Annotated in this window: 14 protein-coding genes; 13 read left to right on the top strand and 1 reads right to left on the bottom strand. The window is 69.4% G+C overall.

The features are described 5' to 3' along the window. Position 1 precedes the first annotated feature (1 nt). From ASD30_RS20250 to ASD30_RS20265, 4 genes are read left to right on the top strand one after another with little or no spacing between them, the layout of a single operon-like run. A complete protein-coding gene (locus ASD30_RS20250) occupies positions 2 to 979 on the top strand; it encodes a branched-chain amino acid ABC transporter permease (RefSeq protein WP_056686210.1) in 978 nt (325 codons plus the stop codon). Continuing rightward, entirely contained in the window at positions 966 to 1,715 is a 750-nt protein-coding gene (locus ASD30_RS20255) for an ABC transporter ATP-binding protein (protein WP_056686214.1), read from the top strand. The genes ASD30_RS20250 and ASD30_RS20255 overlap by 14 nt, the downstream gene beginning before the upstream one ends. Further along, on the top strand, positions 1,693 to 2,421 hold the full coding sequence (locus ASD30_RS20260; protein WP_200950169.1) for an ABC transporter ATP-binding protein: 729 nt from the start codon (positions 1,693 to 1,695) through the stop codon (positions 2,419 to 2,421). The genes ASD30_RS20255 and ASD30_RS20260 overlap by 23 nt, the downstream gene beginning before the upstream one ends. Beyond that, entirely contained in the window at positions 2,418 to 3,749 is a 1,332-nt protein-coding gene (locus ASD30_RS20265; protein WP_056686220.1) for an amidase, read from the top strand. Before ASD30_RS20260 ends, ASD30_RS20265 begins: the two co-directional genes overlap by 4 nt. Here ASD30_RS20265 and ASD30_RS20270 read toward each other — a convergent pair. Further along, positions 3,746 to 4,387 carry a TetR/AcrR family transcriptional regulator gene (locus ASD30_RS20270; RefSeq protein ID WP_200950170.1) on the bottom strand — a complete coding sequence of 214 codons (642 nt, stop codon included), beginning with the start codon at positions 4,385 to 4,387 and terminating at the stop codon, positions 3,746 to 3,748. The two genes, ASD30_RS20265 and ASD30_RS20270, sit on opposite strands and share 4 nt — an antisense overlap. Positions 4,388 to 4,513: 126 nt before the next feature. Here ASD30_RS20270 and ASD30_RS20275 point away from each other — a divergent pair, with 126 nt between their 5' ends. The 9 genes from ASD30_RS20275 to ASD30_RS20315 are packed head-to-tail and all read left to right on the top strand — an operon-like array spanning position 4,514 to position 15,356. Then, positions 4,514 to 6,106 carry an AMP-binding protein gene (locus ASD30_RS20275; protein WP_056686226.1) on the top strand — a complete coding sequence of 531 codons (1,593 nt, stop codon included), beginning with the start codon at positions 4,514 to 4,516 and terminating at the stop codon, positions 6,104 to 6,106. Further along, entirely contained in the window at positions 6,103 to 6,903 is an 801-nt protein-coding gene (locus ASD30_RS20280; RefSeq protein WP_056686229.1) for an alpha/beta fold hydrolase, read from the top strand. The genes ASD30_RS20275 and ASD30_RS20280 overlap by 4 nt, the downstream gene beginning before the upstream one ends. Positions 6,904 to 6,908: 5 nt before the next feature. Continuing rightward, positions 6,909 to 7,907: an LLM class flavin-dependent oxidoreductase gene (locus tag ASD30_RS20285; protein WP_056686232.1), complete on the top strand. Its 999-nt coding sequence runs from the start codon at positions 6,909 to 6,911 to the stop codon at positions 7,905 to 7,907. 23 nt (positions 7,908 to 7,930) lie between these two features. Then, a complete protein-coding gene (locus ASD30_RS20290) occupies positions 7,931 to 8,689 on the top strand; it encodes an SDR family NAD(P)-dependent oxidoreductase (protein ID WP_056686235.1) in 759 nt (252 codons plus the stop codon). Further along, the gene (locus tag ASD30_RS20295; protein WP_056686238.1) at positions 8,682 to 10,070 is read left to right on the top strand and encodes an amidase; all 1,389 of its coding nucleotides are present in this window, start codon (positions 8,682 to 8,684) and stop codon (positions 10,068 to 10,070) included. The genes ASD30_RS20290 and ASD30_RS20295 overlap by 8 nt, the downstream gene beginning before the upstream one ends. Before the next feature lies 1 nt (position 10,071). Then, positions 10,072 to 10,809, top strand: a complete 738-nt coding sequence (locus ASD30_RS20300; RefSeq protein WP_056686241.1) for an enoyl-CoA hydratase/isomerase family protein — start codon at positions 10,072 to 10,074, stop codon at positions 10,807 to 10,809. Beyond that, positions 10,802 to 11,989 carry an acyl-CoA dehydrogenase family protein gene (locus ASD30_RS20305; RefSeq protein WP_056686243.1) on the top strand — a complete coding sequence of 396 codons (1,188 nt, stop codon included), beginning with the start codon at positions 10,802 to 10,804 and terminating at the stop codon, positions 11,987 to 11,989. The genes ASD30_RS20300 and ASD30_RS20305 overlap by 8 nt, the downstream gene beginning before the upstream one ends. Further along, complete coding sequence (locus ASD30_RS20310) at positions 11,986 to 12,798, top strand: MaoC/PaaZ C-terminal domain-containing protein (RefSeq protein WP_056686246.1); 813 nt, start codon at positions 11,986 to 11,988, stop codon at positions 12,796 to 12,798. The genes ASD30_RS20305 and ASD30_RS20310 overlap by 4 nt, the downstream gene beginning before the upstream one ends. Next, positions 12,795 to 15,356, top strand: coding sequence for a bifunctional FO biosynthesis protein CofGH (locus ASD30_RS20315; protein WP_082564038.1), 2,562 nt, complete (start codon positions 12,795 to 12,797; stop codon positions 15,354 to 15,356). The genes ASD30_RS20310 and ASD30_RS20315 overlap by 4 nt, the downstream gene beginning before the upstream one ends. Positions 15,357 to 15,366 lie beyond the last annotated feature (10 nt).

Below are 15,366 nucleotides of genomic sequence, written 5' to 3' on the forward strand. Positions count from 1 at the left end.
CATGACGACCGTGTTCACCCAGCTGCGCCGCAAGGTGCCGGTCCTGGTGCTCCTGATCGGCGCTCTCGAACTGCCGTTCCTGCTCTCCAGCCAGCAGGAGAGCCTGCTCACCCGGGCCCTGATCTTCGCCATGATGGCCGCAAGCCTCGACCTCGCCTACGGTCAGGCCGGGCTCTACAGCCTCGGTCACGCCGCACTCGCCGGTGTGGGCGGCTACACCGCCTGGCTCTTGATGGTGCGCTACGGCCACGAGTCGTTCTGGTACCTCATCGTCGCCGCCGCCCTCGCGTCCGCGCTGGCGTCGCTGGTCTTCGCCCTCGTCTCGCTCAGGGCTCGCGGGCTGTACTTCATCCTGGTCACGCTTGCGCTGGGCCAGATGGTCTCGAACCTCGCCCAGCAGTGGGACTTCCTCAAGACCGCGCAGGCCGAGGCCGTCACCGGCATCTACATCCCTTCGCTCGGTCTCGGCGAGGACTGGCACTCGGGCACGCTCTACCAGTTCGTGCTCGTCCTCACTGCGCTCGGACTGTTCACCATCCAGCGGATCATCGGCTCGCCGCTAGGCCTGGCCTTCCGGGGGAGTCGAGACAACGAGGTCCGTATGGAGGCCCTCGGGTACGACGTGTGGCGCTACCGTGTTGTCGCGATCGTCCTGTCCGGCACCCTCAGCGGAGTGTGTGGTGCCCTGTTTGCCTTCCAGAGCGGGCTGATCTCGCCCACCAACATCGGTGTCGCCACGTCGGGGCTGCTGGTGCTGATGGCGATCATCGGCGGCTCCGGCACGAGGTACGGCGCCTTCATCGGCGGCATCCTCGTCACCTTGCTCCAGTTCTACGCCAACCAGTGGTCGATGGAGCGCGCCCCGATGATCATCGGCGGGCTCTTCATCGTCACCGCGCTGCTGCTCCGGTTCCGACCGAAGGTCGCCGGCGCGTTGCGCTCCCTCACGAGAGGACGGGTCTCCCATGCCGTTGCTTGAGATCGATGCAGTCGGACGGTCGTACGGCGGAGTGCACGCCGTACAGGACGTCTCGTTCAACGTGAAAGCCGGCGAGTGGGTCGGCGTGATCGGCCCCAACGGAGCCGGCAAGAGCACGCTGTTCAACATCCTCGGGGGCCAGGTGAAGGCCTCGAGCGGTCACGTGCGACTGGCCGGACGCGATGTCACACGACTCGCCCCGCACCGCCGCTACCGGGCCGGGATCTCGCGCTCCTTCCAGATCTCAAGCCTGTTCCCTGACCTCACGGTGCGTGAGCACCTGACCCTCGCGTGCCGTCAGAACCACCGATGGAGCATGGTCCGCGGCTGGCGCGGCGACCGGGTTCTCGCGGCGCGCGTCGACGAGCTCCTGGACACGTGGGACCTTGGTCGCAATGACGGCGTGGAGCTGCCCGCAAACATGTCGTACGGCGCACAACGGCGGCTCGAGCTGGCGATCGCCGTCTCGGCACAGCCCAGCCTGCTGCTTCTCGACGAGCCGAACGTCGGGCTGACAGCCTCCGAGTGCGGCGACCTGCGAGACCGCGTCGCGGAACTGGGCCCGGAGACCGCGGTCATCTTCGTCGCGCACGACATGGACATGGTCATGGGCTGGTCCGACCGCATCCTCGTCATGCACCAGGGGCAGCTCGTGGCCGACGACACCCCGGAGGCGATCGCCCGCAACGCGTTCGTGGAGGAGGTGTATCTCGGTGCAGAACCCATCGTTGCTTGAGATCAAGGACCTGCGCGGCGGGTACGGCGGGGCGCCGGTGCTGCACGGCATCGGGCTCACGGTCGAGTCCGGTTCGGTGACCGCGCTGCTCGGGCGCAACGGCATGGGCAAGAGCAGCACCATCCGGGCCATCATGGGTCAGCTGCCACGCTCCTCGGGCGCAGTGCGCCTGGCGGGCCGGGACATCTCCGAGCTGGGCCCGCACAAGCGCGCGAGGCTCGGCATCGGTCTGGTGCCCGAGTCGCGCCAGGTGTTCCGCAGCCTCACCGTGCGCGAGCACCTGGAGGTGGCGGCCAGGCGGCCGGCGTCGGGAACCGGATGGACCACGGACCGGTTGATGGACCTCTTCCCGGTGCTGCGCAAGCGCTCGAAGGCGTTCGGCAACAACCTCAGTGGCGGCGAACAGCAGCTCCTCGTCATCGCCCGCGCGCTGAGCACCAATCCGTCCCTGCTGCTCCTCGATGAGCCGACGGAGGGACTGGCTCCCTCCATCGTCAACGAGATCGCCGTCCTGCTGCGGCAACTGACCCGCGAGGCCGATGCCCCGGCCATCCTTCTGGTCGAGCAGAACCTGCGATTTGCGCTCTCGGTCGCCGATCGTGCAGTCGTCCTGGTCAGCGGCGAGGTGGCCTACGATGGCAGCGCCGAAGATCTCTCGGGCCGGCGCGACGTGCAACAGAGCCTGATCGGAGTCGGAGCCGCGTGAACCTGCCCGCCACGCTCGTGGCCGCCCGGGCCGCACTGGACTCGGGCGAGCTGACCTCGGCCGCGCTGCTCGAGGCGGTGCTGGAGCGCTCGGCGGTGCACGAACCCGCGATCAGGTCGCTGGTCACCGCCACCGTCGACCTGGCTCGTGAGCACGCGGCCAAGGCCGATGCCCGGCTGGCTGCGGGGGAGTCGGGTCCGCTCCTCGGGATCCCCGTCGTGCTGAAGGACCTGATCGACGTCGCGGGCCTCGTGACCACGGCCGGCAGCCGGGTCCTCGAGAAGAACGTGGCTCACACCAACGCCACGGTGTGGAGCCGGCTGGAGCAGGCAGGCGCCGTCCTGGTCGGCAAGGCCAACACCCACGAGTTCGCGTACGGCGGCACCACCGAGCCGACCCGCAATCCCGCGAATCCCGAACGCATCGTCGGCGGCTCGTCCGGCGGACCCGCGGCGGCCCTGGCTGCCGGACTCTGCCTCGGTGCCGTCGGCACCGACACGGCGGGCTCGATCCGCATTCCGGCGAACCTGTGCGGGGTGGCCGGCTTGAAGCCGACCCGTGGGCTGGTGCCGACCGACGGGATCGTGCCACTCTCCCCGACCCTGGACGTGGCCGGCCCGATGGCACGTTCGGTTGCGGACCTCGACCCGCTGCTACGGGTGCTGGCCGGCCTGGCCGGCGGGCCAACGCCGCAGGGGGTGCCGCGCACTGTCGGCGTCCTCGCCGGTCTCGGACGATCGGCGGCCTCGGTCGATGTCGCCGTCTCCTCGGCTGCCGACGCGTTCGGTGATCTCGGCGCGCGGGTGATGGAGGTGCGGCTGCCCGGAATCGAGGCCAGTGTCGGTGACAACTTCACCATCATCGGCCACGAGGCGAGTCGCTTCCACGCCCGGTGGGCGAATCGCGCCGACCTCTACACGCCGTACGTCCGAGCTCGGCTGGCCGCAGCTGCCCTGGTCACCGACGGGCAGTACGACACGGCGCGTACGTCGGGTATGGCGTTCAGTGACGAACTCGACCAACTGCTCGACACGGTCGAGGTCCTGCTGCTCCCGGGAGTGCCGTTCCCCGCGTCACCGGCGTACGACGAGCAGGTGCAGGTGGCAGGCGAGTGGGAGGACCGCGACACCGCGCTGTGTCGCAACACGGCCTTCGCCAACCTGACCGGGCATCCGGTGCTGGCGATCCCGGCCGGCCTGGACGAGGGGCTGCCCGTGGGTGTGCAGCTCGTCGGGCGTCGGGGGAGCGACCTCGATCTCATCGCGATCGGTGCCTCGCTCGAACCGCTGCTTCCCGACGGGCTCCCGCCGCACCTGCGCTCCCTCTAGGAGGAGGCGACCCGGTGGTCGTCGGGACCGAAGAAGGTGACGAACCATGTGTGAGCCACCGTGCGAGCCGCGTCATCGAGGTCGACCTCGGAACCGTGCAGCTTGTGCTGGGCGTACCAGACGTAGGCCGACTGCTCGACCATGCACGCCACGGACTCGGCCGCCAGCGCGGCGTCGACGCCGTTCACCTCGGTGATGCCATGGACGTTCTTGAGCGCGGTGACGAAGCGGTCGATGTGGCGGTTGCGCATCTTCCACCAGAAGTCGCGGAACCGGTCTTCGACGTGGGCAGCCTGGATGAAGGCCCGCATGACGTCGCGTTGCTCGCTGTAATGCCGCAGGTAACCCTTGTTCGACTCGACCAGCGCCTCATAGGGGTCGGTCTTGAAGTCGTGGTCGGTGGCAGTGCTCGCCTGGAAGAGCTCTTCATGGAGGTCGGCGATGACCTGGCCGAAGAGGTCCTCCTTGTTGGCGAAGTAGCGGTAGAGCCCACCCATGGAGATCTCGGCCTCCTGCGCCACGTCGGACATGCGGGCGCTGACGTAGCCGTCGCGGGCGAACACCACACGGCCCGCGTTCACGAGATGGTCGCGGGTGCGCCGGCCCTTGGGGGTGGTGGGTTCTGCGGACACTGGCATGTGCGGGCTCCCGAAGTGATCGTCTTGGCCTGTGTGGACCCGAGCATAACGTAAAGCGACGTGAGCAAAGAAAAAAAGCGACATCACTCTCTTGACAGGAGATGCAGACCGTTGGACGATCGACCTGTGACCCAGACAGCAACGCCTCTCCAGCTCGGCGCAGAGCACCCGCTCGCCGACGACTACCGCCGCAACGGCTGGTGGCCGGGTGAGCAGCTCGCCGACCGTTTCAACCGCCTCGTCGAGGCCGACCCGACCCACCTCGCACTCGTGGACGACCGTGGCCACGCGCTGACCCGTCGCGAGCTCTCGAGTCGGGCGCGCCTGATGGCCCGCGGCCTGGTCAGCGCCGGTGTGCAGGCCGGAGACGCCGTGCTGATCTACCTGCCCAACAGCGTGGAGTGGCAGGTGTCGCTGCTCGCCTGCCTGCAGATCGGCGCCGTGCCGGCGACGCTGCCGATCAGCACCGACTCCCGGACCCTGCGCCATGTCCACGAGCTCATCGGCTCCCGCGTGATCATCGGCGCCCACACCAGCCGCAACCGGCCGACCGGTGAATGGGCCCGCGACGCGGCCGTCTCGTGCGGCTGGGCGACCAGCGTTCTGCTGGTCGACGACGACGGCGCGGAGTTCTGGACCTGGGCACAGGGGGAGCGGCGTGCCCCCGTGGTTCCCGCCGGCGTCGACCACCTCATGTTCACGTCGAGCACGACGGGCATGCCGAAGGCCGTCATGCACACCGCCGACACCATGGCCGCCGTCAACCTGGGCTTCGCCCGGCGTTTCGGGATCACCGAAGAGACCCCCATCTTCATGCCGTCGCCGCTGGGCCACAGCGTCGGCGCGTGGCACGGCGGCCGACTGTCCCTGTTCACGGGTGCCACCCTCGTGCTCCAGGACCGCTGGGACCCGGTGCGTGGCCTCGAGCTCGTCGACGAGCACCAGTGCGTGTTCACCGCAGCCGCGACTCCGTTCCTCAAGGACCTCGTGGATGCCGAATGGCCGGCTGGAAAGGCCAAGCTGGCCAGCCTGACCAGCTTCCTCTGCGGCGGTGCCCCGGTGCCGCCGAGCCTTCTCGAGCAGGCCGCCGAGCAGGCCCCGCACACTCTCGTCACCGTCCTGTGGGGCATGACCGAGGGCGCCGGAACGACGGGCACGGCCGACAGCACGCCCGAGCAACTGACCAGCACCGCTGGCATCCCGCTGCCCGACCTCGAGCTCCGCATCCTCGAGCCCGACGACAACGGGGTCGGCGAGCTGGCCATGCGTGGGCCCGGGGTCTTCGTCGGCTACCTCGGGCAGGAGGAGATGTACCGCAGCCTGCTCACCCCGGACGCCTTCTTCCGCACCGGCGACCTGGCCAGCATCGGCGACGACGGCTACCTCCGCCTGACCGGGCGGCTGAAGGACCTCATCATCCGCGGCGGCGTCAACATCTCCCCGGTGCCGATCGAGAACGCGATCGCGGCTCACCCCGACGTGCTCCGGGTGGCGGTGATCGGCGAGCCCGACGAGCGCCTCGGCGAACGCATCTGCGCCGTGATCGTGGCCAGGAACCTCCCGCCGACCCTCGACGAGCTCGTGCGCTGGCTCCGTCGAGCGGGAGTGTCCGACCGCAAGCTTCCGGAGTCCCTGCGCGTCGTCGACGAAATGCCCGTGACCGCCGCAGGCAAGATCCGCAAGGTCGACCTTCGCCGCATCCTCGAGGAGCACGCATGACAGCCACATCCACCCGAACCATCGGCGACATCGACGTCGAGTGGACGGAGGCCGGCTCCGGCCCGCCCGTCGTGCTCGTGCACGGGCTTGCCGAGGGCAAGGAGACCTGGGCCGTGCAACAGCGCGACCTGGCCGACGTACACACGTTCGCCTACGACCTGCGCGGTCACGGTGGCACCACGGTTGGCGACGGCGACGCAACGCTCGAGCAGCTGGGGCGCGACCTGCTCGGCTTCCTCGAGACGGTCACCGGCCCGGCCACGGTCGTCGGGTTCTCCCTCGGTGGCACCGTCGCCCTCTGGGCCGCTGCCGAGCGCCCCGACCTGGTCACCCACGCGATCGTGCTCGGTACGTCGTCCGTGGTCGGTCGCGCCGCCACCGGCTTCTACGCGAACCGGATCGCGCAGGCCGCGGACACGGCATCCGCCGAGTTCCGTCACGGAATGCGCGAGGACACCGCCGCGGCTCTGGCGGTGGCCCACGACCAGCTCGACCAGGTCGTCGCGGAACGGCTGCGCGTGGTCGGCGACGGGCGTGGCTACGCCAATGCCGCGCAGGCAATGGCCGGTCTGAACGCCGCACCGCTCACGCCGCGCCTGGCCGACATCAAGGTGCACGTCGACGTCGTCGGCGCCACCGACGACACCTTCTGCCCTCGCAAGGCCGCAGACATCATCACCGAGGCCCTGGCCGACGTGACCTACACCGAGATCCCGAATGCGGGACACCTCATGAACATCGACAACCCGGATGCCGTGACTGCCGTCATGCGCACTGCCCTCTCTGGAAGGAACTGAACACCATGGACCGCTGGGGACTCTCGATGGGCGTCAGCCCGCGCGAACCACTGACCAACGTGACCGACCTGGCCAAGGAAGCCGAGGCCAAGGGCTTCGAGGCGATGTGGTTCATCGACTTCCAGCTCGGCATGAAGGACGTGTACGCCGCGATGAACATCGCCGCGCTCGCCACGGAGAACATGCACATCGGCTCGGCCGTCACCAACCTGCTCACGAGGCACCCCACGGTGACCGCCAACGCGACGGTTGCCCTCGACGAGCTGAGCAACGGCAACGCGATGCTCGGCCTCGGCGCAGGCTGGTCCGCGGTGTACGGCGCCGGCGGCCAGCCCTCGAAGCTCGGCGACCTCTCGGCCGGCATCGACGAGTTCCGTCGACTCTTCACCGGCGAGGAGCAGGACCTCTACGGCACCAAGGTGAAGCTGGCGACCGCAGGCAAGCAGATCCCCATCTACCTGGCCGTCTCCCAGCCCGGCATGCTGCGGCTCTCGGGTGAGAAGTGCGACGGCGCGATCCTGATGGGCGGCGCCGACCCCGAGTTCGTCGAGTGGCAGCTGAAGTACATCTACGAGGGCCTCGAGAAGGCCGGTCGCGACCGCTCCGAGATCGTCATCGACCTGGTCGTCACGATGAGCGTGGACGACGACGAGGAGCAGGCGCTCTCCGACGTGCGTGCCTGGGCGACCAGCCAGGCCGCGACGTTCGACGTGTGGAAGCACATGCCGCCCGCCTGGGAGCGCTTCCGTCCGGAGTTCGCTGCGGCCAACTCCGGCTACCACCTGGTCGAGCACCTCTCGCGGCACGCAGGCCACAAGCAGGTCGTCAGCGACGAGTTCGTGAAGTCCGTCGCGCTGGCCGGCACCGCCGACCAGTGCGTGGCGCGCCTCAAGGATCTCTGCGCCCTCGACCTCGACCGGATCACGTTCGCCCTGCTCTCCGGTGGCCGCAAGCGCCGCATGGAGCAGTTGGCCACCGACATCATTCCCGCCGTCAACGCCTGACCGTCCAGGACAAGGAGAGCACCATGACCGAGCACAAGGTCGCCGTCGTCACCGCTGCCGCCGGCGCCGGAATCGGCGCAGCCATCACCCGACGGCTGGCCGCCGACGGATTCGACGTGGTCGTCACCGATGCGCACGAGCGCAGGTGCAAGGAGCTCGCTGACGAGCTGGCCGGCGAGCACGGACGACCGTTCCTGGCCATCCCGCTCGACGTCACCGATGCGGCAGCGATCGAGCAGTGCATGAACACGGTGGTCGCCGAACGCGGTCGCCTGGACGTGCTCGTCAACAACGCCGGCTGGTCGAAGATCGAGCCCGTCGCCCAGATGTCGCTCGAGACCTGGCAGCGCTGCCTCGACGTCGACCTGACCGGCACCTTCCTCGGCATGCGGCACGCACTGCCCCACATGATCGAAGCCGGCTCAGGCGCGATCGTGAACATCAGCTCGATCGCCGCCTACGAGACGACGGCCGAGCACGGGGCGGCGTACTCCGCGGCCAAGGCGGGCGTCAACGCACTCACCCGGGTCGCCGCGGCGGAGAACGGCAAGCACGGTGTGCGGGTCAACGCGATCACACCAGGGCTGATCTACAACGACTTCCTGCGCAAGATCTACCCTGACGAGTTCTTCGACGGCTACCTGCAGGACAAGTCGAAGCTGGGCCGGATCGGGCAGCCTGACGACATCGCCAACCTCGTGGCCTTCCTGGTCTCCGACCAGGCCGGCTACATCACCGGAGAGGTCTACGGCGTCAGCGGCGGGGTCCACCCCCATGGCTGACGAGGACTTCTGCCGGTGGTCGGCGGCCGAGCTGGTCTCGGCGTACCGCCGGGGCACGGTGAGCCCGGTCGAGGTGACCACCACGTTCCTCGACCGCATCGACAGGTACGACGTCGAGTTGAACGCGTTCGTCGAGGTCACTCGTGACCTGGCCCTGGCACAGGCTTCGGAGGCGGAGAGACGGTACGCCGACGGCGGGCCGCTGGCCCCGCTGACCGGGGTGCCGGTGTCGATCAAGGACGCCTTCCACATCGAAGGTGTGGTGACCACCCTCGGCTCGCTCGTCCATCGCGACCAGGTGGCCAAGACCGACTCCGGTGTGGTCCGGCGACTGCGCGCGGCCGGGGCAGTGTTCACCGGCAAGACCAACACCGCCGAGTTCGGCCAGTCGGCCACGACCGACAACCTGCTCGGCCCCGACACGGCGAATCCGTGGGACACCACACGGACACCGGGTGGTTCCAGCGGCGGAGCCGCAGCCTCGGTGGCGGCCGGCCTCTCGACCCTCGCGGTCGGGTCGGACGGCGGCGGGTCGATCCGCATCCCCGCGGCCTTCGCCGGCCTCTACGGCCTCAAGCCCAGCGCCGGCGTGGTGAGCGACGAACGTGGCTTCCGCGCAATGACCGACTTCGTCAGCGCCGGCCCGATGACCAACACAGTGGCCGACGCACGCACCATGCTGGGCGTCCTGGCGGGCCGCACGTTCCTGCCGGCGGTGCCCCGCACCGGGCTCCGGATCGGCTACTGCGCCCACCCCGAGGGGCGCCCGGTCGATCCCGGAGTCGCGGGGGTCATCGCGAAGACTGCGCACATCCTCGAGACCCTCGGACACCACGTCACCGAGATCGACCTCCCGGTCGACGGCTGGAACGACGTGTTCGGTCCGCTGGTCCTCGACGACGAGCACCGTGAGCGCGGGCATCTGCTGGCCCAGCATGCCGACCAGCTCACCCGCTACGAGCGGTCGGCGCTGCGGGCCGCGCTCTCCCTCGACCCGTCGGCCGCACTGCGGGCCAACGAGCTGCTGCCGGTGTTCCGCCAGCGGATCGACGACCTGCTCACGACCTACGACGTGGTGCTGACTCCCGCCGTCGCCGTACCGGCCTTCCCCTTGGGGGAGAGGCCCGCCACGATCGACGGACACGAGGTCGACCAGCTCTGGGGGGCGTTCCCGTTCGCGGTGCCCTTCAACGTGGCGGGCGTTCCCGCCGCCTCACTGCCGTGCGGCCTGGTCGACGGGCTTCCCGTCGGCGCCCAGCTGGTCACCCGGGCTGGCACCGAACAGCTGCTGCTCAACATCTCCGAGCAGCTCGAGCAGGCGGTCGAGTTCGACCGCACCCGACTCGTCGAGCGGTGGTCGTCGGCCCGGGTCGGGGCCTGACATGACCGGGCGGGTCCAACACGTCGTCATCGACGCGCCCGAACGGCGCAATGCCCTGTCGCTGTCCGTGCTCGATTCGCTCACGACGGCCTTCACCACACTCGCGTGCGACGTCACAGGTGTCGTGCTGCACGGCAACGGTGACGTCTTCAGTGCCGGCGCAGACTTCCGGGAGATCACCGGGACCACGGACGACGTGGGTTACGACGAGGCCGTCGCAGCAGCTTCTCGCGCGATCCGCGCAGCGCCGGTCGCCGTCGTGGCCGCACTCGAGGGCCCGTGCCTGGGAGCAGCCGCCGACCTGGCCCTCTCCTGCGACCTGCGGGTGGCCGCGGAGGGCAGCTACCTCCAGGTGCCCGCCGTACGACTCGGACTGCTGTACAACCCGGAGTCACTCGGCCGGCTCTGTGACGCCTACCCGCGCGACGCCGTACGCCGGCTGCTGCTGCTCGGCGAACGCTTCGACCACGACTCGGCCCGGGCGGCAGGTCTGGTCTCCCAGGTCGTGGCGAAGGGCACGGCTGTCGCGACCGCGGAGGCACTCCTGGGCGCCACCACCACCGAGCACCTGGCCGCAGTCGCCGCGACGAAGGCCGTGCTCAACAGCCACGACGCGGGCACGTTCGACCCCGTGGAATGGCAGTCATCCCGTCTCGCCCTGCTCGGATCCCCGGAGCGCGCATCCGCGGTCGCCCGGGCCCGCAGCAAGCACCTCACGAAAGAAGGACAGCATGAGTGACGCCACCAACCTCAAGCGCGCCGACAACCCGCGCGACTTCCTCGACCTCGACACGCTCATCGACCACGAGGAACGCGCCATCCAGCAGACCGTCCGCAGCTTCGTGGTCAACCGGGTCCTTCCCGAGATCGGCGACTGGTACGACCAAGGCGTCTTCCCACGGGAGCTGGCCAAGGAGATGGGCGGCCTCGGTCTGCTCGGCATGCACCTCGAGGGCTACGACTGTGCCGGAACGAACGCGGTCAGCTACGGCCTGGCCTGCCTCGAGCTCGAAGCCGGGGACTCCGGCTTCCGCAGCTTCGTGTCGGTGCAGGGATCCCTGGCGATGTTCCCGATCCACGCCTACGGGTCGGAGGAGCAGAAGGAAGCCTGGCTTCCGGGCATGGCCGCCGGCGAGATCATCGGCTGCTTCGGGCTCACCGAGCCCGACTCGGGCTCGGACCCCGGCAGCATGAAGACCCAGGCCCGTCGTGACGGCACCGACTGGGTGCTCAACGGCACCAAGATGTGGATCACGAACGCACCGATCGCGGACGTCGCGGTCATCTGGGCGAGGACCGACGACGGCATCCGGGGGTTCATCGTCCCGACCGGCACTCCGGGCTTCACGGTCAACACCATCCACAAGAAGGCATCGCTGCGGGCGTCGGTGACCGGCGAGATCGTGCTCGAGGACGTGCGGCTGCCCCAGACCGCGGTGCTGCCCGGTGTCACCGGCCTGCGCGGGCCCCTGTCGTGCCTGAACGAGGCCCGCTTCGGGATCCTGTTCGGCGCCGTCGGGGCCGGCCGTGCCTGCTACGAGGCGGCTCTGGACTACAGCCTCTCCCGTGAGCAGTTCGGCAAGCCCATCGCCGGCTTCCAGCTGGTCCAGCGCAAGCTCGTGGAGATGCTGGTCAGCGTCAACCGCTCGACCCTGGTGGCCCTTCATCTGGGGCGACTCAAGGACGCCGGCACGTTGACGCCGGCGCAGGTCAGCTTCGGCAAGCTCGACAACGTGCGGCAGGCCATGGACGTCGCCCGCGAGGCACGCAACAGCCTCGGCGCGAACGGCATCACCCTGGAGTACCCGGTGATCCGGCACATGAACAACCTCGAGTCGGTCTACACCTACGAGGGCACGAACGAGATCCACACGCTGGCCCTCGGCCACGCGATCACCGGGACGGCGGCCTACCGATGAACATTCCCACCCTTACCCTTGCCGATCTCGCCGGCACCGAACTGGGCTCGCACACCGCGTCGTACGACGACACGGCCGCGATCCTCTACGCGCTCTCGGTCGGTGCCTCGGCGACCGACCTCGACCTCGTCTACGAGCGCGACCTGCGCACCCTGCCGACGTACGCCTGTGCGCTGGGCCTGTGGGCCGTGGAGTCGGCCGGCCGTCTCGGCGCCTACGACCCGAAGCGGTCACTGCATGCCTCGCAGAAGCTTGTCGTGCACGGCGAGATGCCGGCCTGCGGGGAGATCCCGATGACCGGGCGCATCGCCGGCGTTCTCGACAAGGGCAAGGCCGCCGTCGTCGAGATCGAGGTGAGCTCGTCGGTGTTCTCCGCGACGTACAACATCTTCCTGCCCGGCCTCGGTGGGTGGGGCGGAGACCGCGGACCCTCTGCCCCCGCTGCCGCACCGGTCGATCGGAACGCGAGCGACACGTTCGCGACCAGGTCGGACCTGGCCGCGCTCTACCGACTGACCGGCGACCGGCACCCGGTGCACGTCGACCCCGAGGTCGCGACCGCGAACGGGTTCGACCGGCCGATCCTGCACGGCCTGTGCACCCTGGGCATCGCCGCGCGGATCGTCGCCGGTCAGGTGGGCGCACACCCCGCCGACCTGCGTGAGCTGGAGGTCCGGCTGGCCTCACCTGTGCTGCCCGGCGACGAGCTGCGTGTCGAGTCCGGGGAGGCCGACGGCGTGGTCCACTTCGACGCCCTCGTGGGCGACACCGTCGTGCTCAAGGGCGGAACGGCGAGGTTCGGCGCATGACCACGGGGACGGCAGCGACCTCGGCGGAGATGCGGCGTGCGCTGCACCGTGCCCGCCAGGCGGTGACCCTGAACCCCGAGGAGGCGTCGGTGTTGTTGCAGGCGCGTGGGGAGGACCTGGACGCACTGTGCGAGATCGCCGGCCACGTTCGTGACGTCGGGCTCGACCAGGCCGGCCGGGCTGGAGTGATCACCTACTCCCGCAAGGTGTTCATCCCGCTGACCCGGCTGTGCCGGGACCGCTGCCACTACTGCACGTTCGCGACCACCCCGAAGAAGGTGCCGGCGCCCTTCCTGTCGATGGACGAGGTGCTGGCGATCGCCCGCGAGGGTGCGGCACTGGGTTGCAAGGAAGCCCTGATCACGTTGGGAGACCGGCCCGAGGAGCGCTGGCCGGCCGCGGCCGAGTGGCTCGACGCCAACGGGTACGACTCGACCCTGGCCTATGTGCGGGCGGTCGCGATCCGGATCCTCGAGGAGACCGGTCTCCTTCCCCATCTGAACCCCGGCGTGCTGGGGTGGGAGGACCTCCAGCGGCTCAAGCCGGTGTCCCCGTCGATGGGGATGATGCTGGAGACCACCGCGACGCGGCTGTGGTCCGAGCCCGGTGGGTGCCACTACGGCTCGCCGGACAAGGAGCCGGCCGTCCGGCTGAGGGCGCTCGAGGATGCCGGCCGCTCGTCGGTGCCCTTCACCACGGGTGTGCTGATCGGCATCGGCGAGACGTTCGCCGAACGCGCCGACGCGATCTTCGCGCTGCGCGGGATTGCGCGGCAGTACGGCAACATCCAGGAAGTCATCGTGCAGAACTTCCGCGCCAAGCCGGACACGGCGATGGCCCACGAGGATGACGCCGAGCTGGCGGAGCTGGCGGCGACCGTGGCGGTGGCCCGTGTCGTGCTCGGTCCGTCGATGCGGATCCAGGCGCCGCCGAACCTGATCGACGACCAGTTCGCGCTGCTGCTGCGGGCCGGCATCGATGACTGGGGTGGTGTCTCACCCTTGACCGCGGACCACGTGAACCCCGAACGGCCGTGGCCACAGATCGACGAGCTCGCCCTGCGCACCGCGGAGCAGGGCTTCGAGCTGCGTGAGCGACTGACCATCTACCCGGAGTTCGTGCTGCGGGGTGAGCCGTGGTTGGACCCGCGCCTGCGCCACCACGTCGACGGATTGGCCGATGCACGTGGCCTGGCACTCGAGTCGGCTGTGCCGGTGGGTCTGCCGTGGCAGGAGCCGGATCTCGACTGGACCAGCTCGGGCCGCACCGACCTGCACCGGAGCATCGACACGACCGGCCGGACCCATGACCGTCGAGACGACTTCGACCAGGTGTACGGCGACTGGGACGCCCTGCAGGACGCCTCCCTGCACACGGTCCCGGCCCGCCTGGATGGTGACGTCGCGGCTGCCCTGCGCTCTGCCGAACGCGACCCGGCCGGTCTCACCGACACCGAGGCGATGCTGCTGTTCCAGGCCGAGGGGCCTGCACTGGAGGCACTGTGTCGCCTGGCCGACGACGTACGTCGAGCCGTGGTCGGTGACGACGTGACGTATGTGGTGAACCGCAACATCAACTTCACCAACGTCTGCTACACCGGCTGTCGGTTCTGTGCGTTCGCGCAGCGCCGTACGGATGCCGACGCGTTCACCCTGTCCCTGGACGAGGTCGGCAAGCGGGCCGAGGAGGCCTGGGCGGTCGGCGCGACCGAGATCTGCATGCAGGGCGGGATCCATCCGGAGCTGCCCGGGACGGCGTACTTCGAGCTGGCCCGCGAGATCAAGCGCCGGGTCCCCGACATCCACCTGCACGCCTACTCGCCCATGGAGATCCTCAACGGCGCGGCCCGCACCGGGTTGTCGTTCCGGGAGTTCCTGGTCGCGGCCAAGGAGGCCGGGGTCGACTCGATCCCCGGCACCGCGGCGGAGATCCTCGATGACGAGGTGCGGTGGGTGCTGACCAAGGGCAAGCTGCCCGCCGCCACCTGGATCGAGATCGTGGAAACCGCGCACGAGGTGGGGCTGCGCTCGTCGTCGACGATGATGTACGGCCACGTCGACGAACCGAGGCACTGGCTGGGTCACCTCAAGGTCCTGCGCGAGATGCAGGACCGGACCGGCGGGTTCACCGAGTTCGTCGGGTTGCCGTTCGTGCACCAGAGCTCACCGATCTACCTCGCCGGAAAGGCCCGCGCCGGCGCCACCGAGCAGGAGAACCGGGTCGTCCATGCGATGGCCCGACTGCTTCTCCACGGCCGCATCGACAACATCCAGACCAGTTGGGTGAAGCTCGGCGAGCACGGCACCCGCCTGATGCTCACCGGTGGCGCCAACGACGTGGGCGGCACGCTGATGGAGGAGACCATCAGCCGGATGGCCGGTGCCCAGAACGGCTCATTGAAGTCGGTGCGGGAGCTGAACGACCTGGCCGCCGGCATCGGCCGTCCGGCCCGCCAGCGGTCCACCACTTACGGCCCGGTCTGCGAGGAGCGGGTGCAGGCTGCGGCGTCCTTCGACGAGTCGCTGCGCCGGCAACTGCCGCTCACCGTCAACGCCTGATCATCATCAA

This window comes from Nocardioides sp. Root140 (assembly GCF_001426745.1).
GTDB lineage: Bacteria > Actinomycetota > Actinomycetes > Propionibacteriales > Nocardioidaceae > Nocardioides.